General features: G+C 71.5%; 19 protein-coding genes. 9 read left to right on the top strand and 10 right to left on the bottom strand.

All coding sequences use genetic code 11. The features are described 5' to 3' along the window. Positions 1-275 precede the first annotated feature (275 nt). Positions 276-848, bottom strand: a complete 573-nt coding sequence (locus tag CLV43_RS14285; protein ID WP_146174763.1) for an SRPBCC family protein — start codon at positions 846-848, stop codon at positions 276-278. 221 nt (positions 849-1,069) lie between these two features. Between CLV43_RS14285 and CLV43_RS14280 the strand changes: the two genes are divergently transcribed. Continuing rightward, entirely contained in the window at positions 1,070-2,284 is a 1,215-nt protein-coding gene (locus CLV43_RS14280) for a hypothetical protein (protein WP_146174762.1), read from the top strand. Between the two features lie 63 nt (positions 2,285-2,347). On the opposite strand, the gene CLV43_RS14275 is transcribed toward CLV43_RS14280, so the two are convergent. The 3 genes from CLV43_RS14275 to CLV43_RS14265 are packed head-to-tail and all read right to left on the bottom strand — an operon-like array spanning position 2,348 to position 6,620. Then, the gene (locus CLV43_RS14275) at positions 2,348-3,742 is read right to left on the bottom strand and encodes a GntP family permease (protein ID WP_106187656.1); all 1,395 of its coding nucleotides are present in this window, start codon (positions 3,740-3,742) and stop codon (positions 2,348-2,350) included. Then, positions 3,739-5,328: an N-acyl-D-amino-acid deacylase family protein gene (locus CLV43_RS14270; protein ID WP_106187655.1), complete on the bottom strand. Its 1,590-nt coding sequence runs from the start codon at positions 5,326-5,328 to the stop codon at positions 3,739-3,741. The genes CLV43_RS14275 and CLV43_RS14270 overlap by 4 nt, the downstream gene beginning before the upstream one ends. Before the next feature lie 8 nt (positions 5,329-5,336). Then, on the bottom strand, positions 5,337-6,620 hold the full coding sequence (locus CLV43_RS14265; protein WP_245886448.1) for an amino acid deaminase: 1,284 nt from the start codon (positions 6,618-6,620) through the stop codon (positions 5,337-5,339). Positions 6,621-6,734: 114 nt separating this feature from the next. On the opposite strand from CLV43_RS14265, the gene CLV43_RS14260 reads away from it, so the two are divergent. The 3 genes from CLV43_RS14260 to CLV43_RS14250 are packed head-to-tail and all read left to right on the top strand — an operon-like array spanning position 6,735 to position 8,864. After that, positions 6,735-7,721: a sugar kinase gene (locus CLV43_RS14260; protein ID WP_106187654.1), complete on the top strand. Its 987-nt coding sequence runs from the start codon at positions 6,735-6,737 to the stop codon at positions 7,719-7,721. Next, positions 7,718-8,467 carry an IclR family transcriptional regulator gene (locus CLV43_RS14255; RefSeq protein WP_106187653.1) on the top strand — a complete coding sequence of 250 codons (750 nt, stop codon included), beginning with the start codon at positions 7,718-7,720 and terminating at the stop codon, positions 8,465-8,467. Before CLV43_RS14260 ends, CLV43_RS14255 begins: the two co-directional genes overlap by 4 nt. Positions 8,468-8,480: 13 nt before the next feature. Further along, positions 8,481-8,864, top strand: coding sequence for a RidA family protein (locus tag CLV43_RS14250; RefSeq protein ID WP_106187652.1), 384 nt, complete (start codon positions 8,481-8,483; stop codon positions 8,862-8,864). Between the two features lie 60 nt (positions 8,865-8,924). Here the strand turns inward: CLV43_RS14250 and CLV43_RS14245 are convergent, their stop codons facing one another. Both CLV43_RS14245 and CLV43_RS50050 read right to left on the bottom strand, forming a co-directional pair. After that, entirely contained in the window at positions 8,925-10,391 is a 1,467-nt protein-coding gene (locus CLV43_RS14245; RefSeq protein ID WP_245886445.1) for a S8 family serine peptidase, read from the bottom strand. A gap of 181 nt (positions 10,392-10,572) precedes the next feature. Next, on the bottom strand, positions 10,573-12,930 hold the full coding sequence (locus tag CLV43_RS50050) for an ATP-binding protein (RefSeq protein ID WP_106187650.1): 2,358 nt from the start codon (positions 12,928-12,930) through the stop codon (positions 10,573-10,575). Positions 12,931-13,020: 90 nt separating this feature from the next. Between CLV43_RS50050 and CLV43_RS14235 the strand changes: the two genes are divergently transcribed. Continuing rightward, a complete protein-coding gene (locus tag CLV43_RS14235) occupies positions 13,021-13,617 on the top strand; it encodes a hypothetical protein (protein WP_106188220.1) in 597 nt (198 codons plus the stop codon). 902 nt (positions 13,618-14,519) lie between these two features. Here the strand turns inward: CLV43_RS14235 and CLV43_RS14230 are convergent. After that, entirely contained in the window at positions 14,520-14,861 is a 342-nt protein-coding gene (locus tag CLV43_RS14230; protein ID WP_106187649.1) for a DUF1844 domain-containing protein, read from the bottom strand. Between the two features lie 294 nt (positions 14,862-15,155). Here CLV43_RS14230 and infC point away from each other — a divergent pair, with 294 nt between their 5' ends. The 4 genes from infC (at position 15,156) to CLV43_RS14210 (ending at position 17,350) form a co-directional block, all read left to right on the top strand. After that, positions 15,156-15,776 (top strand): translation initiation factor IF-3, encoded by a 621-nt coding sequence (gene infC / locus CLV43_RS14225; protein WP_106187648.1) that lies wholly within the window; start codon positions 15,156-15,158, stop codon positions 15,774-15,776. Between the two features lie 65 nt (positions 15,777-15,841). Continuing rightward, the gene (rpmI, locus tag CLV43_RS14220; protein WP_106187647.1) at positions 15,842-16,036 is read left to right on the top strand and encodes a 50S ribosomal protein L35; all 195 of its coding nucleotides are present in this window, start codon (positions 15,842-15,844) and stop codon (positions 16,034-16,036) included. A 73-nt stretch (positions 16,037-16,109) separates the two neighbouring features. After that, entirely contained in the window at positions 16,110-16,502 is a 393-nt protein-coding gene (gene rplT, locus CLV43_RS14215) for a 50S ribosomal protein L20 (protein ID WP_106187646.1), read from the top strand. Beyond that, the gene (locus CLV43_RS14210) at positions 16,499-17,350 is read left to right on the top strand and encodes a TrmH family RNA methyltransferase (protein WP_106188219.1); all 852 of its coding nucleotides are present in this window, start codon (positions 16,499-16,501) and stop codon (positions 17,348-17,350) included. The genes rplT and CLV43_RS14210 overlap by 4 nt, the downstream gene beginning before the upstream one ends. A 7-nt stretch (positions 17,351-17,357) precedes the next feature. Here CLV43_RS14210 and CLV43_RS14205 read toward each other — a convergent pair whose 3' ends face one another. The 3 genes from CLV43_RS14205 to CLV43_RS14195 are packed head-to-tail and all read right to left on the bottom strand — an operon-like array spanning position 17,358 to position 22,292. After that, entirely contained in the window at positions 17,358-17,696 is a 339-nt protein-coding gene (locus CLV43_RS14205; RefSeq protein WP_146174761.1) for a hypothetical protein, read from the bottom strand. A 4-nt stretch (positions 17,697-17,700) separates the two neighbouring features. Further along, positions 17,701-20,508: a tetratricopeptide repeat protein gene (locus CLV43_RS14200; RefSeq protein WP_106187644.1), complete on the bottom strand. Its 2,808-nt coding sequence runs from the start codon at positions 20,506-20,508 to the stop codon at positions 17,701-17,703. Beyond that, positions 20,505-22,292 (bottom strand): HSP90 family protein, encoded by a 1,788-nt coding sequence (locus CLV43_RS14195; protein WP_106187643.1) that lies wholly within the window; start codon positions 22,290-22,292, stop codon positions 20,505-20,507. The genes CLV43_RS14200 and CLV43_RS14195 overlap by 4 nt, the downstream gene beginning before the upstream one ends. Between the last annotated feature and the right edge of the window lie 131 nt (positions 22,293-22,423).

The raw sequence follows: 22,423 nt of genomic DNA, 5'->3' as shown, positions 1-22,423 counted from the left end.
CCAGCATCAGGCTGCGCCTGACTCGGGCATCGGACTCCGTCCGACAAAGCATCCTCGGCTGCGCCGTTGGACAAGGCATCCGCGCTTCGCGGCGGACAGGGCATCCTTGCTGCGCTGCGGACAAGGCCCCAGGCGCTCCGCGCCGGATGGGCGTTGGCGGGCTGCGCCCTGTTGGGGGTCCGCGCGGTGTTGGGTGGGCTTTGCCCTGCTGGGGTGCTTGCCGTGATTGGCAGGTTTTGCCCTGCTGGGTGCTCGCGGTGTTTTGTGGCTTTGCCTTACTGGGGTGCTTGCGGTGTTTGGCGGGTTTGGCCGTGCTCGGGGTGTGGTGGTTCGGGGTGTTGGTGGCGGCCTGCGTGGAAGCCCGCGAGGTAGGTGTACAGGCCGCGTTGGCCGTGGCGCATCATCAGTTCGTGGTTCGCTACCAGCGCTGGTCGTGCCACCACGCCTAGCTTTCGCAGCAACGGCTTCCGCACCGTCACGACCTGCTCGTACACCAGCCGTGTCCGTTCGCCGTCGGCCTCGATGCGCCATCCGACCGTGCCGTCGAGGTCGCCGGTGAGGTCTGCGACCAGGAGGCCGCGGTCGGGGTCCTGGGTGTTGTGCCGTGCCTGGAAGACGAGTTCGTACGGCAACAGCGATCGGCAGTGCAGTCGTGCGCATCGATCGTCGACCTTCACGGCCTGCTTCACCTCGGGCCACCAGAGGGGGTAGCTGCCGAGGTCGGACAGCACCTCGAAGGCCACGGCTGTCGAGCAGGCGACCGGCCAGGTGCTGTGGAAGCGGTAGAGGTTCGGCGGCACCCGGTGAGTATCGCCAACCGCGCCACCAGCCCGCCCGACCGCCAACACCCCTTCACCCGTTCAGTCGATACCACCCACCTGCACCCCGATCGTGGCGGTGTCGTTCTCGAACGTGCTGGACCCCGTCTTCGGCCACCTGGGCAAACGTGCTCCTGACCAGGGTGGTGAGAAAACCTGGACGAGTTTGAACCTTTTCCGGTGGCTCCACGTGTTGTGGGCAATCGGTTGCCGCGCAGGGAGCGAGCGACCACCCAAGGAGGTTCACCACCATGATGCGTACTCGCGCGGCCTTTTTCGGGGCCGCTACCGTGCTGGGGCTGGTTCTCCTGAGCGCCTGCGGGCAGGTGGCGACCCCGGGGAACGCCACGGCGGCCAACTCCGATCCGCAGGGGATCGCGCAGTCCAGGACGGTGTCGTTGACGGCGGCGGCGGTCGGTGGGCTGGGGCAGGTGCTGACCGATGCGAACGGGAAGACGTTGTACCGCTTCGACAAGGACATCGCGAGCCCGTCGGTCTCCAAGTGCTACGAGGACTGCGCGGTGAAGTGGCCGCCCGCGCTCGCGCCGACCGGTGAGCTGGAGGTGCAGGGTGTCGACAAGGCGCTGGTGTCCACTGTGGACCGCACGGACGGCGGCAAGCAGCTGACGGTCGCGGGGTGGCCGCTCTACACGTTCGCCCAGGACGCGGGTCCCGGTGACGCGAAGGGGCAGGGTGTCGGCGGCACCTGGTTCGCCTCCACGCCCGAAGGCAGGAAGGCGGGTGGCCCGGTGCTGGCGACGGCCGTGGTCCCCGGTCTCGGCACGGTGCTGACCAACGGTGCGGGCAACACGGTGTACCGCTTCGACAAGGACGTCGCGAGCCCGTCGACGTCGAACTGCGACGCCGACTGCGTCAAGAAGTTCCCGCCGGTGCTGACCACGACGGACGACATCTCCGTGCAGGGCGTGGACAAGGGTGCGCTCGGCGTCCTGGTCCGCCCGGACGGCACCAAGCAGGTCACGGCCAAGGGCTGGCCGCTCTACACCTCCGTCGAGGACAAGATCCCCGGTGACGCCAAGAGCCAGGGCTTCAAGGACGCGTGGTTCGTCTCGGCGCCGGACGGCCAGAAGGCCTCCGAGAACAAGGAGCTGGTGCTCACCACGGCGTCCGTCGGCAACCTGGGCACGGTGCTGACCGACAAGGGCGGCATGACCCTGTACCGCTTCGACAAGGACACCCCCAAGCCGTCGACCTCCAACTGCAACGGCGACTGCGCCGTGAAGTGGCCGCCGGCGCTGGTGACCTCGGACAGCTTCGAGGTGCAGGGCGTGGACAAGGCGCTGGTCGGCACGATCACCCGCGCCGACGGCGGCAAGCAGCTGACCGTGGCCGGGTGGCCGCTGTACACCTTCTCCGAGGACAAGGTCTGCGGCGAGGCCAAGGGCCAGGGTGTCGGCGGCACCTGGTTCGTCTCCACCCCGGAGGGCAAGAAGGCCGGGGTCTAGGCCCCCGCGAGCGAAGAGCCCGCCCGGTGAGGTCCACCGGGCGGGCTCTTCCCTGTACACGCGCTAGACGACCAGGCTGAGCAGGGCGGCCATGACGAAGCCGACCACGGACAGCACGGTCTCCAGGACGGTCCACGTCTGGAGCGTCTCCTTGACCGAGAGGCCGAAGTAGCGGGAGACGATCCAGAAGCCGCCGTCGTTGACGTGCGAGGCGATGATCGAACCCGACGCGATCGACATGACCAGCAGCGCCAGCTGGGGTTGCGAGTAGTTCAGGTCCGCCACGACCGGCGCGACGATGCCGGTGGTGGTGACGATGGCGACGGTGGCGGAACCCTGGGCGATGCGCATGCCGCAGCTGATGACGTAGGCGAGCGCGATCACCGGGAGACCCGCGTCGGACAGGGACGTGGCCAGGACCTTGCCGACGCCGGTCGCGGAGAGGACGGCGCCGAAGAAGCCGCCCGCGCCGACGACGAGCAGGATCATGCCGACCGGGCGGAGGGACTTGCCGGTCAGCTCGGTGAGCTGGTCGCGGGTCATGCCGCGGCGGTAGCCGAGCAGGTAGGTGGCCAGCAGGACGGCGATGGTGAGCGCGACGGCGGGTGTGCCGAAGAACGTGAACACGCCGTAGAGCCGGGAGCCCTTGGTCAGCAGGATGCTGCCGAACGTGCCCGCGAGGATCAGCACCAGCGGGATCGCGATGATCCCGAGCACCAGGCCGAGCGACGGCGGGTTCTTGACCTCGTCGCCCCTGGCCTCCTCCGCCGCGGCCAGCATCTCCTCGGGGACGGGCACGTTGATGCGCTTGCCGATCCACGTGGAGTACAGGATGCCGCCGACGAACCACGCCGGGATGGCGCAGGCCAGGCCCATGATGATGATCCAGCCGAGGCCGACGTGCAGCAGGCCCGCCGCGGCCACGGGGCCGGGGTGGGGAGGCATGAACGCGTGCATGACGGACAGGCCGGCGAGCAGCGGCATGGCGTACAGCACGATCGACTTGCCGCCCTGCTTGGCCGCCACGTAGACCAGCGGCGCCAGCACGAAGATGCCGATGTCGAAGAACACCGGCACGCCGAAGATCAGACCGGCCAGGCCCATCGCGAGCGGCGCGCGCTTCTCGCCGAACGCCTTGAGCAGCGACCCGGTCAGCACCTGGGCGCCGCCGGAGGCCTCCAGGATCGCGCCGAGCAGCGTGCCGAGGCCGATGATCGACGCGATGTGCCCGAGGATGCCGCCGAAACCGCCCTCCAGCAGCGATCCCGACGCCTTCTGGGCCGAGCCGACCAGGGTCTCCACCGGCAGGCCCGCGGCGAGCGCCACCAGCAGACCGGCTATCAGCAGAGCGATGAACGGCTCGACCTTGAACCGGATGATCATGATCAGCAACAGGGCGATGCTGATCGCGGACAGCGTGAGGAGTCCGCCCGTTTGGTGTTGCAGCCAGTCGATCACTTGGTTCTCCCGTTGTTGCGCAGGGAATGGCCGGGCAGCGCCCCGGTGTGCGTACCGCCGTCGATCACCGGCACCCCGTTGACCAGCACGTGCGGGATTCCTCTAGCGGCCTGCCTCGGCTCGTCGAACGTCGCCGTGTCGGCCACCTCGTTCGGGTCGAACAGGACCAGGTCGGCCGCGTACCCCTCGCGCACGAGGCCGCGGTCGGTGAGCCGCAGCCGCTTCGCGGCCCGGCCCGTCAGGTGGGAGACGCACTCCTCGAGCCCGAGCACGCCCAGTTCCCGCACGTACCGCGCGAGGTAGCGGGGGAACGTGCCCCAGGCCCGCGGGTGCGGCCGGTCGCCGACGAGCAGCCCGTCGCTGCCGCCGGTGTGCGCGGGGTGGCGCATGATCGCGCGCACGTTGTCCTCGTGGCCGACGTGCATCAAGCACGACGTGCCGAGCCGTTCGGCCAGCAGCGTGTCGAAGTACAGGTCGGCGGCCGGGCGTCCGGCGGACCGCGCGGAGGCGGCCACGCTGTGCCCGACGAGGTGGGCGTTCTCGGTGCGCCGCACGCCGTTGATCTCGATGGAGTCCCAGTCGACCGGCACGCCGTGGCACCCGTCCGAGCCGGTCTCCTCGACCTCCACCCGGATCCGCTCGCGGGTGTCCACATCGGACAGCCGCGCCAGGGTCGCCTCCGGGCCGCCCTCGGTGGCCCAGCTCGGCAGCAGCGCCGACAGGTAGGTGGCGCCGGGCAGGTACGGGTAGGTGTCCAGCGAGATGTCCGCGCCCGCCGCGATCGCGTTGTCCAGCAACGAGAGCAGCTCGCCCGCGCGGCCCTCGTTGACGGGGAAGTTCATCGTGGCGTGCGCGAGGTGCAGCGGGCAGCCGGAGTCCAGCGACACCCGGACCATCTCCGCGTACGCCTCCAGCGCGCCCGCGCCGTAGCTGCGGTGGTGCGGGCTGTAGTAGCCGCCGAGCGAGCCGGTGACCTCGCACAGCCGGACGAGCTCGGCCGTGGTCGCGTACATGCCGGGCGTGTAGGTCAGCCCCGACGAGAGCCCCATCGCCCCTTCCCGCAACGACTGCGCGACGACGGAGCGCATCCGGTCCACTTCGGACTCGGTCGCGGGCCGGTCGTCCCAGCCGACGCACAGCATCCGCACCGTGCCCTGCGGCACCAGGTACGCGGCGTTCACCGCGATGCCGCGGTCGAGCCGGTCGAGGTACTCGCCGACCGACCGCCAGTCCCAGTCGAAGCCGGGCGGGTCGTCGTTCCAGCCCGCGAGCTGGCCGCGCAACGTCTCCAGCACCGCGTCGTCGACCGGTGCGTAGGACAGCCCGTCCTGGCCGAGCACCTCGCTCGTCACGCCCTGCGACACCTTGGCGAGGTGGTCCGGGTTCGCCAGGACCTGGAGGTCGGAGTGCGAGTGCATGTCGATGAACCCCGGCGCCAGCACGAGGCCGTCGGCGTCGACCGTCCGGCCGCCGGACAGGCCCGGTCCGATCGCGGCGATCCGGCCCCCGCTGATCCCCACGTCCGCCCGGTACTCGGGCGCGCCGGTGCCGTCGACGACCCGCGCCCCCTTGAAGACGATGTCCATCCAGGCTCCTAGAAGAAGGTTCGGACGAGGTCGACCACGGTCGTGCCGTCCACGACCGGGATCAGCTGCCACTTGTCGAACACCGTGCACGGGTGCGACACGCCGAGCCCGACCCAGTCGCCGACCTCGACACCGCCCTCGGTCAGCGCCAGGAACGCGTGCTGGTCGTTGAGCGCGGTCACCGAGGCGCCCACCAGCGGCCGTTCCACGCCGCCGGAGCGCACCACCTGCGGCTCGGGCAGGCCCTCGTCGAACGACGCGTCGCGCTTGCCGATCGTGAGCAGCGCCAGGTCCGCCTGGGGCTTCGACGTGACCTGCGCCCACGCCCGCAGCGCCGGCCGGAACGGCTGCTCGCCCTCGGTGCGGCCCAGCGGCGAGATGCCGCGGTAGAAGCCGTCGTCGTGCGTCACGTACGCGCCGCTGCGCACCACGGGCAGCACCGGCAGGTCCGACGGCCACGGCCGGGTCAGCGCGGCGGCGACCTGGTCGAAGTACGCGCTGCCGCCCACTGTGACGACGACTTGGTCCAAGCCCTCGAAACGGCCCTCGCCGTGCAGCCGCAGCACCAGGTCGCGCACCGCGTCGAGGTAGGCGTCCACTGTGGACTTCGCCTGCTCGGAGCTGTCGTGGGCCAGCGCGCCCTCGTAACCGCCGACGCCGACCAGCCGCAGCACCGGGCTCTCCGCGACCGCCTTCGCCACCGCCGAGGCGGTGTCGGCGTCGCGCGCCCCGGTCCGGCCGCCGGTCGCGCCCAGCTCCACCAGCACGTCCACCGGACGCGCCGTGCCCTCCAGCGCCTCGGTCATCACCGCGACGCCCGCCACCGAGTCCACCCAGCAGGTGAACTCGAACGCGGGGTCGGCGGCCAGCTCGTCGGCGAGCCAGCGCAGCGCGGCCGGGTCGACGAGCTGGTTGGCGAGCAGGACCCGGCTCACGCCGAACGCCCGGTACACCCGCAGCTGGCTGGCGTTCGCGGCCGTGATGGCCCACGCGCCGTGGTCGAGCTGGCGGGTGAACAGCTGCGGTGCCATGGTCGTCTTGCCGTGCGGGGCCAGCGCGACGCCGTGCCGTTCGCACCACGACTCCATGGTGGCGAGGTTGTGCTCCAGCGCCGAGGCGTCGAGCACCACCAGCGGGCCGACGAACCCGTCGGTGAACAGGTCGAGGCGCCGGTCGGCCACCTCGCCCACCGAGGCCCCGAACGCCGTGCTCGGCAGCCCCTTGAAGCGCCAGTCGATGCGTTCCGCGCGCAGCGCGGCTACCGCGGTCCGGTCAATGCTCGCCGAGTCCACTTGTCCCGCTCCTCACGTTGCATATTTTGCAACGGCTATTGCGCGATGTGATGCTGAAGTGTGTAACATTCGCTTGCCCCGCCGTCAACGAGCAAGTCCGGAGGAAAGAAGCGGATGAGTTTCGAACAAGCGGGCGGAGTGGTGTGCCTCGGCGAGACGATGGTGGTGCTCGTCCCGGCCGAACCCGGTCCCGCGCACGAGGTCGTCCGCTGGACCAGGGCGATCGGCGGCGCGGAGTCCAACGTGGCCTGCCACCTGGCGCGCCTGGGCGTCGCGAGCTCGTGGGTGAGCGCGGTGGGCGCGGACGCGTTCGGCCGCGCGGTCCTCGACGCGGTCGCGGGCGCGGGTGTGGACGTCACGGGCGTGCACGTCGACCCGGAGCGCCCGACCGGCCTGTACGTCAAGGAGGCCGACGCGGCGGGCAGCCCGGTCCGCTACTACCGGCAGGGCTCCGCCGCCTCCGCGATGGGCCCCGAGACGGTGGACCGGCTCGACCTGGCGTCCGTGCGGCTGGTGCACGTCAGCGGCATCACCGCGGCGCTGTCCGACAGCTGCCTCGCCCTGCTGCGCGAGGTGCTCACCAGGCCCCGCGACGGCCTCCTGGTGTCCTTCGACCTGAACTGGCGGCCCGCGCTGTGGCACGGCCGCGACCCGGCCGTCCTGCGCGAGCTCGCGAACGCCGCCGACATCGTGCTGGCGGGCGCGGACGAGGCCGAGGCGGTGTGGGGGACCGGTGACCCGGCCGCGTTGCGCGAGCTGCTGCCCGGCCCGGCGAGCATCGTGGTGAAGCTGGGCGAGCACGGCGCGACGCTGGTGGAGGGCGACACCCACACCTTCCAGCCCGCGCTGCGCGTGGACGTCGTGGAGCCGGTCGGTGCCGGGGACGGTTTCGCGGCGGGCTACCTCGCCGCGCACCTCGCGGGCGACCCGCCCGGCAGGCGGTTGCGCGCGGGGCACCTGCAGGCGGCCGCGGTGCTGTTGACCACCGAGGACGTCGGAGTCCCCCTGCCGTCGCGGGTCACCGGCCCCCTGCTCGACGCCGACCCGTCCACGTGGGCGGCGGCGAACCTCAGGGCGGGCAACCTACGGGAGAGCGTATGAGTCAGAGCCTGGACCGCGCGTTGACGCTCGTCGGCGAGCTGGCGACCGGCCCCAAGACGCTGGAGGAGCTCGCGGGTGTCGTCGACGTGCACAAGTCGACCGCACTGAGGCTGCTGCGGACGTTGGAGTCGCACCGGTTCGTGCAGCGCGAGGGCGTGCACCACTACCGGCTCGGCACCGCCCTGTTCGACCTCGCCAACCGGGCGCTGGAGGAGCGGGACGTGCGGCGCAGCTCCGAGTCCGCGCTGCGCGAGCTCAACGCCCTCACCGGCTACACCGTGCACCTGGCCAGCTACGAGGCGGGCGAGGTGATCTACATCGACAAGTACGACAGCACCCACCCCATGCGGATGTACTCCCGCGTCGGCCGCCGCGCGCCGCTGCACTGCACGGCCGTGGCGAAGGTGCTGCTGGCGGACCTGCCGGAGGCCAAGCGGCGCGAGGTCGCCGCGTCGATGGAGTACCCGAGGCTGACCGCGAACACGATCACCGAACCGGCGGCCTACCTCGCCGAGCTGGAGCGCGTGCGGGAACGGGGCTACGCGCTGGACAACTCCGAGCACGAGGACTTCATCCACTGCGTCGGCGCGCCGATCCGCGGCTCCCGTGGTGAGGTGGTGGCGGCGGTCTCGGTGTCGGTTCCCAAGGTGCTGCTCGACTTCGAGGGCCTGGTGGCCCTCGTGCCCAGCCTGCTCGCCACCGCGCGGGCGGCGTCCATCGAGTGCGGCTTCACGCCGCGCGACTAGAGAGGGTCCTGCCTTGCCGAAGATCGAGATCAAGACCGAGACCGCGCCCCAGCCCATCGCGAAGTTCTCGCAGGGCGTCCGCAAGGGCAACGTCCTGCAGGTTGCGGGCCAGGTCGCCTTCGACGCCGAGACCGGCTCGATCGTCGGCACCACGGTGAAGGAGCAGACCGCCCAGACGCTGCGCAACGTCGGCGCCGTGCTGGCGGCGGCCGGTGCGAGCTTCGACGACGTGGTGATGCTGCGGGTGTACCTCACCGACACGGCGCACTTCGGCGAGATGAACGACGCCTACGGCGAGTTCATGACCGAGCCGTACTCGGCGCGCACGACCGTCTACGTAGGACTGCCCGCCGGGCTGCTGGTGGAGATCGACGCGCTGGCCGTGCTGGGGGACTGAGCCGCTTCCGGGAACGGGGCCACCACCCCCGCGGGTGGTGGCCCCGTTCCTTTCGCGCGCCTACTGGAAGCGGTGCCAGAAGACCTTGCCGTTGGGGCCGTAGAGCACCAGGTTGCCGTCGTTCTGCACGACGAGCCGGTCGGCCGTCGTCTCCTGCGTGCCGGAGCTCCACACCACGGTGCCCGCGGCGTTGGTGAGCACCAGGTTGCCGTTGCGCAGCGACGCCGCCACCGCGCCCGTGGTCGTGCTGTTGGTCGCCCACTGCGCCACGCCGTTGGACGTGTAGAGCACCAGGTTCCCGTCACCCTGCATGACCAGGACGTACCCGCCGTTCGCGGAGGTCCGGGTCTGGTTCGCCTGCAGGGTCTCGCCGTTGAGCAGCAGGTCCTGCGCGGGGACCGGTGCGACGACGATCCCGCTGAACAGCAGCAGGTTCTCGGTGTTGGCGCCGGGGTCGGCGATCCGGTTGTACGCCGCCACGCCGACCAGCCGGTCGCGCACCTGCTTCGGCGTCGCGTTCGGGTTGTCCGCCAGGTACAGCGCGGCCGCGCCCGCCACGTGCGGGGTCGCCATCGAGGTGCCGCTGATGGTGTTGGTCGCCGTGTCACCGGTGCCCCACGCCGACGTGATGTCCTGGCCCGGTGCGAAGAGGTCGGTGCAGGAGCCGAAGTTGGAGAAGTCGGCCTTGGTGTCGACGATGGTCGAGGCGTTCACCGTGATCGCCTCGGCGACGCGGGCGGGGGAGTAGTTGCAGGCGTTGTCGGTGAAGTTGCCCGACGCGATGGCGTAGGTGACGCCGGAGGCGATGGAGTTGCGCACCGCGGTGTCCAGGACGGCGTTGGCGCCACCGCCCAGGCTCATGTTCGCGACGGCGGGCTTGACCTTGTTGGCGGTGACCCAGTCGACGCCCGCCGCGACACCGGCGATCGTGCCGTTGCCCCCGCAGTCCAGCACCTTCACGGCGTGCAGCCGGACGCTCTTGGCCACGCCGTACTGGGTTCCGCCGATCGTGCCCGCGACGTGCGTGCCGTGGCCGTTGCAGTCGGAGTTGTCGGTGTCGACCGCGTTGAAGTCGAACGTCGCCCGGCCGCCGAAGTCCACGTGCGTGGTGCGGATGCCCGTGTCGATCACGTAGGCGTTGACGTTCGCCGCGGTGGACTCGTAGTGGTAGTTGGAGTCGAGCGGCAACCTGCGCTGGTCGATCCGGTCCAGACCCCACGACGGCGGGTTGGGCTGGTCGCCCTGCTTGGTCACGACGTGGTTCTGCGCCACGTAGTCCACGCTCGGCTCGGCGGCCAGCTTCTTCGCGCCGACCTCGGTCATCGTGCCCGCGAAACCCTTGAGGGCCGCGGTGTAGCGGTGTTCGACCTTGGCGTTCGCCTTGGCCGCCAACGAGTCCGTCTGCGTGGTGACCGCGTCCTGCTTGTACACCACGATGTAGCTGTCCGGGACGGCGTCGGGCCCACCCGCGTCGACGATCTTCCCCTCAGCGGCGGCGGGCAGTGCGGTCGCGACGGCGATCGCCATCGCGGCGACCGTCAGGCCGGACAGCCGCAGTCTCCAAGGCGCGCGAAATCCTGGCATTGCCGAGTCCCCCTCGTGCGTGATCCGGTGTCAGAAGTCCGCGCGGACGAAGATCGACAGTAGGGGACCGCACCACCGAAGACAATCGACCGATCAGCGAGATCGCTGCGCCGATCGGATCAGCTCACGCGTGCCCGTCGCTCCGCACGGACGACGGGGTCTCCATCGCCCGCCTCAGCTCCGCGCCGAGCGCGCGGGTCGCGATGGTCTGCGACCGGTCGCAGATGTCCAGCGCCCGCAAGCGGTACGCCCTCGACTCGTCGGTCTCGCCGAGGTCGTCGAGCACGGTTCCCAGCAGGATCAGCATCTCCACCAGCGCGGTCGTGCGCAGCTCGTCGGTCATGGCAACGGCTTCCCGCAACCGGTCCGCCGCCCCCGCCGCGTCGCCCTGCCCGTGCAGCGCCGCGCCGAGCTGGACCAGCGTGTCCGCCTCGGTGTGCCGGGCACCGGTGGCCCTGGCCAGCCCCAGCGCCTCCTCGCACGCCTCGCGCGCCGCGTCCCAGTCGCGCAGCGCGGTCAGGTCCGCCGCCAGCCGCAACAGGTTCAGCGCCACCGACTCGCGGTCGTGTCCGTCGGGGCGAAGGGCGACACGGGCTCGGTGGAACGCGACGCACCGGCGGTGCACCTCGGCCGACTCGGCGTACCGGCCGAACTGGTGCAGCACGATCCCCAGGTTGGACAGCGCGAACTGGGTGGCGAGCGGGTCGCCCGCGGCCTCGAACCACTCCACGGCCCGCTCGGCGAACGTGCGCGACTCCTCCAGCCGTCCCTGGCGCCGTTCGATGGCCGACCGGTAGTACACCGCCCAGGCCTGCTCCTTCACGTCGCCGCAGTCGACCGCCGCGGCCAGCGCCTCGTGGTGCACGACCAGCGCCGCCTCCTGCTCGTCCAGCAGCACGCTCAGCGTCCAGCACAGGAAGTTCAGCTGCACGGCCTCGTCGCGCCTGCTGCCCAGGACGCGGGCCGCGTCGACGCCGTAGCGGAACACCTCGTGCCACAGCGCGCCGTCACCGCGCTGGTCGGAGTACCAGTGCATCGCCGTCGCCACGTCCAGCACGGTCCGGTGCCGTTCGGCGGCGTGCGCCAGCCGCAGCGCGCCGATCCAGTGCCCGGTCTCCCGCCGCAACCACGTCGCGGCCCGCTCGTGGTCCTCAGGCGAGGCGTCCGGCCCGAACGCGCGCGCCGACGTGCGCGCCTCGCGCAGCAGCCAGTCGATCGTCCGCCACCGCGCCTCGTCCACGACCGCGGCCGACTCGTCGGCGGCCAGCCGCTCCCGCGCGAACACCCGCACCAGGTCGTGGAACACGTACCGGCCAGCGGTCCCGGACGCCTCGACCAGGCTGGCGTCGACCAGGTCCTCCAACGTCTCCTCGGCCACCAGCGGGTCCACGCCCGCGGCCATCGCCACCAGGTCCGGCCCCACGTCGCCGCCCGGCACCAGCGACATCCGCCGGAACACCAGCGCCGCCACCGGCCCCAGCTGCTGGTAGGACATCAGGAACGCCGCCCGCACCCGCAGGTCGCCCGCCGTCAGCGCCGTCAGCCTGCGGCTCTCGTCGCCGAGCTGCTCGGCCAGGTGCCCCAGGGTCCAGCGCGGCCTGCTCGCCAACCGGTTGCCCGCGATCCGCAGCGCCAGCGGCAGGTGACCGCACAGCTCGGCGACCCGCTCGGCCGCCGCCCGCTCCGCGGCGACCCGGTGCGCACCGGCGATCGCGCCCAGCAGCCGCACGGACTCGTTGCCGGACAACACGTCCAGCGCCAGCCGGGTGCCCGCCTCCAGGCCGCCTAGGGTCTGCCTGCTGGTGATCAGCACCAGCGACCCCGACCCCGTCGCCAGCAGCGGCCGCACCTGCGCCTCGTCCGCGGCGTTGTCCAGGACCAGCGCCGTCGACCGGCTCCGCAGCTCCGCCCGGTACAGCTCGGCCCGCTCGTCCTCGCGGCTCGGGATGCGCTCGTCGGTGACGCCCAGCGTCCGCAGCACCTTGTGCATGACCTCACCCGGCGACACCGGCCGCGCGTCCATCCCGCGCAGGTTCACGAACAGGCAGCCGTCCGGGAACCGCTCGGCCAACTGGTACGCCAGGTGCACCGCGACCGTCGTCTTGCCCGCGCCGGGCGGCCCGTGCACCACGACCACCTCGGTCTGCCTGCCCGCCGTCGCCGCGGCCGCCAACAACCGCAGCTCCTCGTCGCGCCCGGTCAGGTCCGGCACGTCCGGCGGCAACGCCCACGGCGCCGCCGCCACCTGGTGCCGCATCCGACCCGCCTTCGCGGTGTCCAACAACGCCCGCAGCTCCGGACCGTCCAGGCCCAGCACCACCGCGAGCGCCTCCACCGTCCGCCGCTGCGGCCCCTTCGCCCGACCCCGCTCCATGTCGCTGATCGCCCGCACGCTCACCCCCGACCCGGCGGCCAGCTCCTCCTGCGTCAGGGCGGAGCGGACGCGGTGGGTGCGGAGCAGGTCGCCGAACGTGGTGGACACCTTTCGGACACTAGCGCGAGACCTCCCGGTGCTGTCCGGCGAGCCGTGATCGGTGATAGACGTGGAGATCACCACATGGGAGGCGGCGCGATGAAGTGGTACGCGGACGGTGCGACGAGGTTCGTCCGACAGGTCGTCGCGGACCTGCTGGCGGTCGGCTGGGTGTGGTTCTGGGTGTGGTTCGCGCTGAACGCGCGGGACGGGGTGCTGAGCGCACGGGCGCCGGGGGACGGGCTGGTGGACGCGGGCGGGCGGGTGCACGACGCGTTCGCGGACGCCGCCGGGAGCGCGGGCCGCGTGCCGATCGTCGGCGGCGACCTGGCCGGGGCGCTGGGGAAGGGGACGGACGCCGGGACGACGCTGGCGAACGTGGGGCACGCGCAGATCGAGGCGGTCGAGACGGTGGCCCTGTGGGTGACCGTGGGGTTGATCGCCGTGCCGGTGATGTTCCTGCTCATCACGTGGTTGCCGTTGAGGGTGCGGTTCGCGCGGAGGGCTTACGCGGCTCGGCAGCTGAGTGCTTCGGGGCGGACGGATCTGTTGGCGTTGCATGCGTTGAACACGATGTCGTTGGGGCAGTTGGCGAGGTTTGATGATGATCCGGTGGACGGGTGGAGGAGGGGGGATCCGGAGGTGATCGCTGTGTTGGCTTCTAGGAGGTTGGGGAGGTTGGGGGTTCGGGGGTGAGGGTTTGTGTGGGGCACCCCGGGCGCCGAGTGTTCTATGGTTCCCGCACCTTGTCAAGACGGTGAAGCTATCTTGACAAGGTGCGGGAACCATAGAGATGGTTTTTCGGCGGGGTGCGTGGGGGGAGGGTGGGTTTCGGGGGCATCAGGCTGCGCCTGACAGGGCATCCTCGGCTTCGCCGTCGGACAAGGCATCCTTGCTGCGCTGCGGACAAGGCCCCAGGCGCTCCGCGCCGGATGGGGGTGGCGGGCTTTCGCCTTGCTGGGGATCCTCGCTGCGCGTCGGACAAGGCATCCTTGCTGCGCGTCGGACAGGGCCCCTGGCGCTCCGCGCCGGATGGGCGCTGGCGGGGCTTCGCCCAACGGGGGCCTCGCTGCGCGTCGGGTCAGGTGGGCAAGTGCGACGCCGGTCGTTGACCCGGCTCTTGGCTGACAAAGTTCGCACCTTGCCGGTCCCGAAATCGGTCCACACCTGTCGCTCCCGGAGCGTCGGATCATTTGGCCCGGTGAAGTTCGGATGTCACGGCTCGGGCGGGCATCCCGGCAAAGCGAGACCCGTCTCTCGACGCTACTTCGCCCCGTTACCTGTCCTAGCTGCCTGACCCGCTGCTATCTGCTTTTGTTGCCCGGCTCCCGGCTATCTGTCCTTGGTGCCTGATCCCCGGTTACCTGCCCTTGCTGTCCGCTCCCTGGCTGCCTGCCCTAGCTGTTCGACCCTCGGCTGCCTGCCCTTGCTGCCCGACCTCGCACTACCTGTCCCTGCTGCCTGGCTCCTGGTTGCCTGTCCCTGCTGCCTGGCCCACTGCGCTTGTCCGCCATCGGGCCCAACTCCCCGGCCCCTCGCCATCCCCACCATTGTCCTCTGTATGCAGGATCCAAAGCGGCGTCGGCGGTGGAGGGGGGTCAGTACACCGGGCCGGTGTACTTCTCGCCGGGGCCGGCGCCGGGGGCGTCTTGGATTACGGAGGCTTCGCGGAAGGCGCGTTGGACGGACTGGAGGCCTTCGCGGAGGGGGCCGGCGTGGGGGCCGAGGTATTCGACGGAGGCGGTGATGAGGCCGGCGAGGGCGGTGATGAGGCGGCGGGCTTCGTCGAGGTCGCGGCGGGGGCTGGTTTCGGGGGTGTCGTCGGCTAGGCCGAGGCGTTCGGCGGAGGCGGAAAGCAGCATGACGGCGGCCTTGCTGATCACCTCGATGCTGGGCACGTCGGAGAGGTCGCGGACGTTCACTTCGGGCTGCTCGGTCACGTCCGCATTGTCGCAAGGCGCCCGATCGGGTCGCCGATTCGGGGGTTGACAATCCCATCTGCTACTCTTTACGGCGCGACCAGCCCTCGTTCGTGCGAGGGCGGCAAGTGGAGCCCCGCTCCCACCCGTGCAGCCGTCAAGGCGGCCGGGTTCCGGTCCCAGCAGGAGGCCACCGTGCCGTTCTGCCCGACGCGTTCGCGCGTCGGCTTGGGTGATCGGTCGGAGGCGGGCCCCGCACCAGCAATGGTGTCGGGGCTCTTGTTTTTGGCGCACAACGAGTCTCAAAGGACGTGAATGACAAGTCCCTCGAACCGAGGTGCTCCCGCCAGCACCGAGCCGCGCATCAACGACCGCATTCGGGTGCCGGAGGTCCGTCTCGTTGGACCGAACGGCGAGCAGGTCGGGATCGTTCGCATCGAGGACGCGCTCCGACTCGCCCAGGAAGCGGATCTGGACCTCGTCGAGGTCGCCGCGCAGGCTCGGCCGCCGGTCTGCAAGCTCATGGACTACGGCAAGTTCAAGTACGAGAGCGCGCAGAAGGCCCGTGAGTCACGCCGCAACCAGCAGCTGACGGTCATCAAGGAGCAGAAGCTCCGGCCGAAGATCGACCCGCACGACTACCAGACGAAGAAGGGCCACGTGGCCCGGTTCCTCTCCGGTGGTAACAAGGTCAAGGTGACCATCATGTTCCGCGGCCGCGAGCAGTCGCGCCCGGAGCTGGGTTACCGGTTGCTGCAGAAGCTGGCGGAGGACGTCGCCGAGCTGGGCTTCGTCGAGTCCAACCCGAAGCAGGACGGCCGCAACATGATCATGGTGTTGGCGCCGCACAAGACCACGAAGACCCGTCCGCTCAAGCCCGACTACGGCGACGGTGTCGACGTAGCGGCCGAACAGGACGCGTCAGCACAGGGCTGATCTGCGGTCCGCCGCAGGAACGCATTGCCGCCCCATCCCGGTGGCAGCACGAGACGAGGACGGAAATGCCGAAGCAGAAGACCCACAAGGGGACCTCCAAGCGGATCAGGGTCACCGGCAGCGGCAAGCTGCTCCGCGAGAAGGCAGGCAAGCGCCACCTCCTGGAGAAGAAGTCGAGCAAGCTCACCCGCCGCCTCAGCGGCACGGTCGAGGTCGCGAAGAACGACGTGCCTCGGCTGAAGAAGCTCCTCGGCCTCTGAGCCGCTCCCGCACCCCCTGAACACAGGGGCGCCGGTGTCACCGCCGGGCCCCACGAGATCGACAGGATGAACCGTGGCACGCGTCAAAAGGGCAGTGAACGCCCACAAGAAGCGCCGTACCACCCTCGAGCTCGCCAGCGGTTACCGCGGCCAGCGCTCGAGGCTGTACCGCAAGGCCAAGGAGCAGGTGCTCCACTCGCTCTCCTACGCGTACCGGGACCGCCGGGCGCGCAAGGGCGACTTCCGCAAGCTGTGGATCCAGCGCATCAACGCCGCGGTCCGCGCGAACGGCATGACGTACAACCGCTTCATCCAGGGCCTGCGCCTGGCCGAGATCGAGGTCGACCGCAAGATCCTGGCCGAGCTCGCCGTCAGCGACCCGGCCGCGTTCGCCGCGATCGTCGAGCTGGCCAAGCTGGCCATGCCGGAAGACGTGAACGCGCCGCTGGCCGAGGACAAGGCCTGAGCGAGCACACCCGCGCACGACGACCCGAGGCAGCTCCGTTCACCGAACGGACACCTCGGGTCGTTGCTGCTCGGCGGCTGACCCGCCGCCAGGGCAGGGACCGCGCCGAACAGTTCCTCGCCGAAGGCGCGCAAGCGGTCCGCGAAGCACTCGCCTGGTCCGCCGCCGGCCGCGGCCGCGTCCACGAGCTGTTCGTGACGGCCACCGCGGCCGAACGCAACACCCCGCTCATGCGCACCGCCGTTGACGAGGGCATCCGGGTCACCGAGGTCACCGACAAGGCCGCCGCCGGCCTCTCGGAAACCGTGACACCGCAAGGCCTCATCGCCGTGTGCGACCCGGTCGACGTCCCGCTGGCCACCGTGCTCCGCGCCAACCCCAAGCTGGTGGCGGTGCTCCACGGCGTCACCGACCCCGGCAACGCGGGCACGGTCGTGCGCGTCGCCGACGCCGCCGGAGCCGACGCCGTGATCTTCGCCGGGGACACCGTCGACCCCCACAACGGCAAGTGCGTCCGCGCCTCCACCGGCAGCGTCTTCCACCTGCCGATCGCCCGTGCCCGCGAGGCGGACGACGTCTTCGAAGCCTGTCGCGCCGCGGGCCTCCGCCTTGTCGCCGCGGACGGCTACGCCACTGACGACCTCGACACCGCCGACCTGCGAGGCGACCTCACCCACCCCACCGCCTGGGTCTTCGGCAGCGAGGCCCACGGCCTGCCGGACACCGTGATCGGCAGGCTCGACACCTCCCTCAAGGTCCCGATCTACGGCGGCGCGGAAAGCCTCAACCTCGCCACGGCGGCCGCCGTCTGCCTCTACGCGTCGGCGCGCTCGCAGCGCAACGCGTGAGCCCGGTCTAGCCCGGCCACCCGGTGCCGGACGACTTCGGCTGGGCCTCGATCCTGGCGCACGCCTCGCGGGCCTGGGTGTCGGCGGGGCCGGTGAGGGCTTCGAGTCCGGTCAGCGCCTCGAACTCGGCGCCGGTGAGGCCCATCTCCTGGTAGTCCAGGCCGCTCGCGTCCGGCGACCGCCGGATCCGGTCCAGCCAGTACAGCAACCGGTCCGCGCACTGCGTGACGGCGTCACGGGTCGCGGCCGTCGTGGTGACCGGCGCGGGAGTCGGTGCGGGTGCGGGAGTCGGTGCGCCGCAAGCCGTCAGCACGACAAACAACACGACACCGGCCGGCCGACGCACGGGACTAGCCTTCGAGCCGTGCGGTGAGGGCGCGGACCAGCGGGTCGGTGCCGACGGGACGGTCCAGTTCGGACAGTGCGTCCTCCAGCACCGACACCACCTCCGCCACGACCTCGTCCGGCGTCCCGTCGCCGAGCAGCGCCGCGGCCCGGCGGGCGGCCGCCTCGGCGGCGGTCGCGTCCCCCGAACGCAGCCGGAACCGCCCACCGCGCGCCACCAGGAACGCCTGCCAGCCGCGGTCCTCCAGGTCGACGGCGACCTGTTCGGCGATGGCGTTCTGCTCGATCGCCCGGTCGAACTCGCCCGCCTGCGCGTGCAGGTAGGCGCGGATCGCGGCGATCCGGGCGGCCACGTGCGACCGCGGGCCGGACTCCTCGATGCCCGGCAGCAGGGCCTCGGCGCGGACGAGCGCGGCGTAGCCCTCGGCGGACTCGGTGGAGGGCAGGACGTTCGCGGCCTCGACCCACGACCCGGCCGCCTCGCCGGGCTGGTCGATCAGCTCCCAGCACTCCGCGGCCTCGGCGTAGGTGTGCGAGGACTCGACGAGCTGGTCGAGCCTGCGGCGGGCGTTCGCGAGGGCGTCCAGCGCGACCGCGCGCTGCCAGTGCTCGCCCTCGTCGATGTGCTCCAGCGCCGTCGTCAGGTGGCGCAGCGCGGCCTGGTTCTCGCCCAGCTGCGCGCACGTCTGGCCGAGCCGGAACCGCACCTGCAGACCGAGCTCGGCCTCGGCGTTGGCGGACTGGACCAGCCGCAGCGCCTCCTCCAGCGTCTCGGCGGCCTCGACGAGCCTGCCCGTCTTGAGGTAGCCGCCGCTGAGGGAGTAGCAGGCCTGCGCGGTGTGCGCCTCGCCGCCGTACTCGCGGCACGTGGCCACGGCGTCGCGCAGCTCACCGAGGTGCGTGGCCTCCAGCCCCAGCTCCTCGATGGTGATGGCGCGCAACCGGTGCGCCTCGGCCCGCCACCGACCCGGATACCGGGCCGCCCGCTCGACGAGCACGTTCGCCGTGCGCAGCGCCGCGTCACCTTGTCCCTGCACGGTTTCCAGCCGCAGCCTGATCCGCAGCCCGTCGAACCGCACGCTCTCCGGCAGGTCTTCGGCCAGCAGCGCGGTCACCGCGACCAGCGCCCCGTCCAGGTCCTGCCGCCGCGCGAGGTGTTCGACCCGGTCGACGCGCACCCTGGCCAGCAGCCGCGGCACCTCGGCCTCGGCCTGCGCGTGCGCCTCCGCGATCAGGAACTCGGCCTTGCCGTGCTCGTGCGCGTGGTCGAACAGCTCGGCGAGCACCAGCCGCGCCAGCACCGAGGTGAACGGCGTCCCGTCGCGCTCCGCCTCGGCGACGCACCTCTGCGCCGTCTCCAGGCCCGTCGCCAACCCGTCCTCGGGCAGCCGCCACACGCACAGCCGCGCGCGGTACCGGTTCGCCAGGTCGGGCTCGTCGGCCTCGTCGAGCCGGTCCACGACGTCGGCGAACCCCTCCAGCAGGTCCTCGCGCGCGATCCGCGGCGCGTGCGCGGTGAGGCGCTTCGCCATGACCTGCGCGGCGATCCCGTCCGGCAGCAGGGGATCCATGTCCGCGGGCAACGACCGGAGCAGCCTGCTGCCGGTGATGAAGTCACCGAGGTCGAACGCCTCGTTGGCGCGCACCGCCAGGTCGACCGGGTCCGACGACGGGGCCAGCTCGTCCGGCTCGTCGACGACCTCGGCGGGCGTCAGCACCGGCACCGCGAGCGGCACGTGCCCGGAGTCGGGGCGCACCAACGTCTCCCGCACCCGGTTGCCCACCGCGTCGGTGCCGTTGCGCGCGTCGAACCTGGAGGCCAGCTCCAGCGCGGACGCCTCCAGCTCGGCCCGCAGCTCGGCGGCGGGCACGGCGCGCGTCGTGACGCCGTCCGGTTCCGGCACGTCGAACTCCACGTCGTCGGCGACCCGGCTCAGCAGCAGCGCGGCCGCCGCGGCGAAGTCCATCGCCTCGGCCGGGCTGGTGGAGTGGTGCACCCGGTCGAGGTGCCCGGAGAGCAGGTCGACGCCGCGGGCCACGTGCCCGGCGGTGGCGCAGAACTCCAGGTGCGGGTTGAGGTAGCCGGTGAGCTTGTCGTCCTTGATCAGCCTGCACGCCACCAGGTGCGCGTTGCTCGCCCGGTCGTGGTCGCCCAGCGCGACGAACGCGGGCAGCAGCGCGGTGAGGATCCCCTGCGGCTGCGTCGTGCACGTGGTCTCCTGCGACAGCACGGGTTCCGCGAGCGCCACGGCCTCCGCGTGCCGTCCGAGCCTGGTCAGGTGCGACGCCTGGTCCTCGACCACGCACGCCTCGCAGTCGCTCATCGGACCGCGGTCGAGCGCCAGGAACTTCGTCAGGTGCTCGCGGTGGGCCTCCTCGTCGCCGACGTGCAGCGCCAGCGTCGCGCGCACGCCGTGCACCGGCTGCTGCGAGAAGCCGTGCTTGCGGTAGCGGTCCGCGAACTGCTCCACCACGGCCTCGAGCTGGGTCAGGCTGAACCGCGGGTCGCGGCGCAGGCCGTTCGCGATCCACTTGTGGCACCAGTCGAACGTGTGCGACTCCCAGCGGCCGAAGTCCTCCGGTCCGCGCTTCTCCGCCGCGGTGCACCAGGCGAACGGGGCCAGCATCAGGTCGTAGCGGCCCAGGTCGTAGCAGGAGCGGATCAGCGCGACCCGGCAGGACACCGCGAGCTGCTGGTGATCCGCTGCGTCCGCGGCCCGCGCCGCGCGTTCCAGCGCCTCGTGCCGGGGCATCCCCGGCGGCAGGTGGTAGGCCTCGGTGAACTGCTCCTCGGCGGCGAGCTTATCGGTCATCGGTCCCCCACGGCCCGGTTGAGCAGCTCCAGGAACGAGCGGTTGAGCGCGGCGGTGTCCTTGGGCCGCATCGGTCGCCGCGCCTGGAGCAGCGCGTGCACGTACAACGACTCGACGGTGAGCTCCACCAGCGCGGGGTCCGACAGCGCGGCCAGCCTGCGCACCAACGGGTTGCGGCAGTTCAGCACCAGCTGCTGGCTCGCCGTCGACTCCTCGGCCACCAGCTCGTTCAGCAGCTCCGCCCACAGCGGGTCCGCGTCGTCGGAGATCTCCTCGGCGTCGCGCTTGCGCTCGCCCGCGACGTTCGTGATCAGCAAGGCGGGCAACGACACCGGGTCGAAGTCGCGCGTCACGGCCTCGCAGTCGTGCCGGTCCAGCACCCCGCCCGCCTCGGCGAGCCTGCTGCGCAGCTCGGAGTCGAACAGCGGCTCGGGGTGGTCCAGCGCGGCCAGCAGCTCACCGGGCCGCACCTGCCGCGCCGCGACCGCGCCGTCCAGCGCGACCAGCCGGTCCAGGATCTCCACGTCGTAGGCGTACCCCGCGTTGAGCAGCCCGATGCCCTGCGCCTGCGCGACCGGCGCGAGCTGGCGGAACTCGTCCACGTTCGGCACGTACAGCACCGTGCCGTGCACGCGGCGGAACTGCCGCAGCGGCACCGCGCCCTCGGTCGTCTCGAACGGCAGCCACCGCTCGACCAGCCGCAGCATCTCGTCGTCCGCGCGCGCCAACGACTTGATGCCGAGGTGGTGCGCCGACAGCAGCTGCGACGTGCGCTCCGGGTCGGTCGCGTCCAACCGCACCAACCAGTCGCGCACCTGCTTGCCCAGCTCGTCGCGGACCGCCAGCAGCGTCTCGTCCTGGTAGAGCGACTCGCGGCTCGCGGTCGGCCGCAACGCCGACGAGTCGACCACGCACCGCACGAAGTACGCCCAGTCCGGCAGCAGCCCCTCGACGCCGTCACCCACGAGCATCCGCTTCAGGTACACCCGGTGCGACTGGCGCGTGCCGGGGTGCACCCCCTCGGGCAGCACGAAGGCGACACCCGTCAGGCCGACCGTCGGCACCTCGATCGGGATGGCGTCGAACGGCCGGAACCCGAACAGCCCCTCGCCGTAGTCGACCATCCGCTCGGTCAGGTCCGCGCCGGTCTCGTCCGACCGCCGCGACCACGGCAGGTCGCCCGACGTCGCGGGCTCACCCGCGACGTGCACGGTCACCGGGAGCAGGTCCCCGTACTCGGTCACCAGCGCGCGCACCATGTCCGCGGACAGCCAGTGCTCGGCGTCGCGGTTCGGCACCAGCTCGATCGTCGTCCCGACCTCGGCCCGCGCCCCGTCGTCCACCACGACCCGGTAGCTGCCCGACGCGTCCGCCGTCCAGCGCACCGCGGGCCCGCCCGAGGCCGACCGGGTGACGAGCCGGATCTCCTCCGCCACCAGGAACGCCGACAGCATCCCCACCCCGAACTGGCCGAGGAATCCCTGCCGGGTGAACCCCAGGTCGTCTCGTTTGGACGTGCGCCCCAACGTCGACAGCAGCTCGTGCACCTCGCGCTCGGACAGGCCGACACCCGAGTCCGAGATCCTCAGCACCCCGTCCGCCGTCGCGTCGCTCGGCTCGATCAGCACCTCCGCGGGCGCGTCCGGGTCCAGCTCGCGGCGCGCGGTGATGGCGTCCACCGCGTTCTGCAGCAGTTCGCGCACGTAGACGCGGGGGCTGCTGTAGAGGTGGTGGCTGAGCAGGTCGATCATCCCGCGCAGGTCGACACCGAAGGTGTGGGACATGGGTGTGCTGCTCACCTCGGGGTCGCGTGGACTGAGCCTCAGATCCTAGTGCGCCGGGTCCCGAAGCGGACCGCCCTTTGCACTACCGACCAATCCCCGACGACTCCACGTGACCGCTTGATCACCCTTGT

Origin of the sequence: Umezawaea tangerina (assembly GCF_003002815.1) — a bacterium.
Taxonomy (GTDB): domain Bacteria; phylum Actinomycetota; class Actinomycetes; order Mycobacteriales; family Pseudonocardiaceae; genus Umezawaea; species Umezawaea tangerina.
The sequence above is the reverse complement of the archived record's forward strand: the minus strand, read 5'-3'. Positions and strand labels throughout refer to the sequence as shown.

Bases quoted from the DNA above. Each gene is read 5' to 3' on its own strand.
- CLV43_RS14280 (WP_146174762.1), top strand. From the start codon at position 1,070: ATGATGCGTACTCGCGCGGCCTTTTTCGGGGCCGCTACCGTGCTGGGG.
- CLV43_RS14270 (WP_106187655.1), bottom strand. From the start codon at position 5,328: ATGGACATCGTCTTCAAGGGGGCGCGGGTCGTCGACGGCACCGGCGCG.
- CLV43_RS14260 (WP_106187654.1), top strand. From the start codon at position 6,735: ATGAGTTTCGAACAAGCGGGCGGAGTGGTGTGCCTCGGCGAGACGATG.
- CLV43_RS14255 (WP_106187653.1), top strand. From the start codon at position 7,718: ATGAGTCAGAGCCTGGACCGCGCGTTGACGCTCGTCGGCGAGCTGGCG.
- CLV43_RS14245 (WP_245886445.1), bottom strand. From the start codon at position 10,391: ATGGCGATCGCCGTCGCGACCGCACTGCCCGCCGCCGCTGAGGGGAAG.
- CLV43_RS14235 (WP_106188220.1), top strand. From the start codon at position 13,021: ATGAAGTGGTACGCGGACGGTGCGACGAGGTTCGTCCGACAGGTCGTC.
- infC (WP_106187648.1), top strand. From the start codon at position 15,156: ATGACAAGTCCCTCGAACCGAGGTGCTCCCGCCAGCACCGAGCCGCGC.
- rpmI (WP_106187647.1), top strand. From the start codon at position 15,842: ATGCCGAAGCAGAAGACCCACAAGGGGACCTCCAAGCGGATCAGGGTC.
- CLV43_RS14200 (WP_106187644.1), bottom strand. From the start codon at position 20,508: ATGACCGATAAGCTCGCCGCCGAGGAGCAGTTCACCGAGGCCTACCAC.
- CLV43_RS14195 (WP_106187643.1), bottom strand. From the start codon at position 22,292: ATGTCCCACACCTTCGGTGTCGACCTGCGCGGGATGATCGACCTGCTC.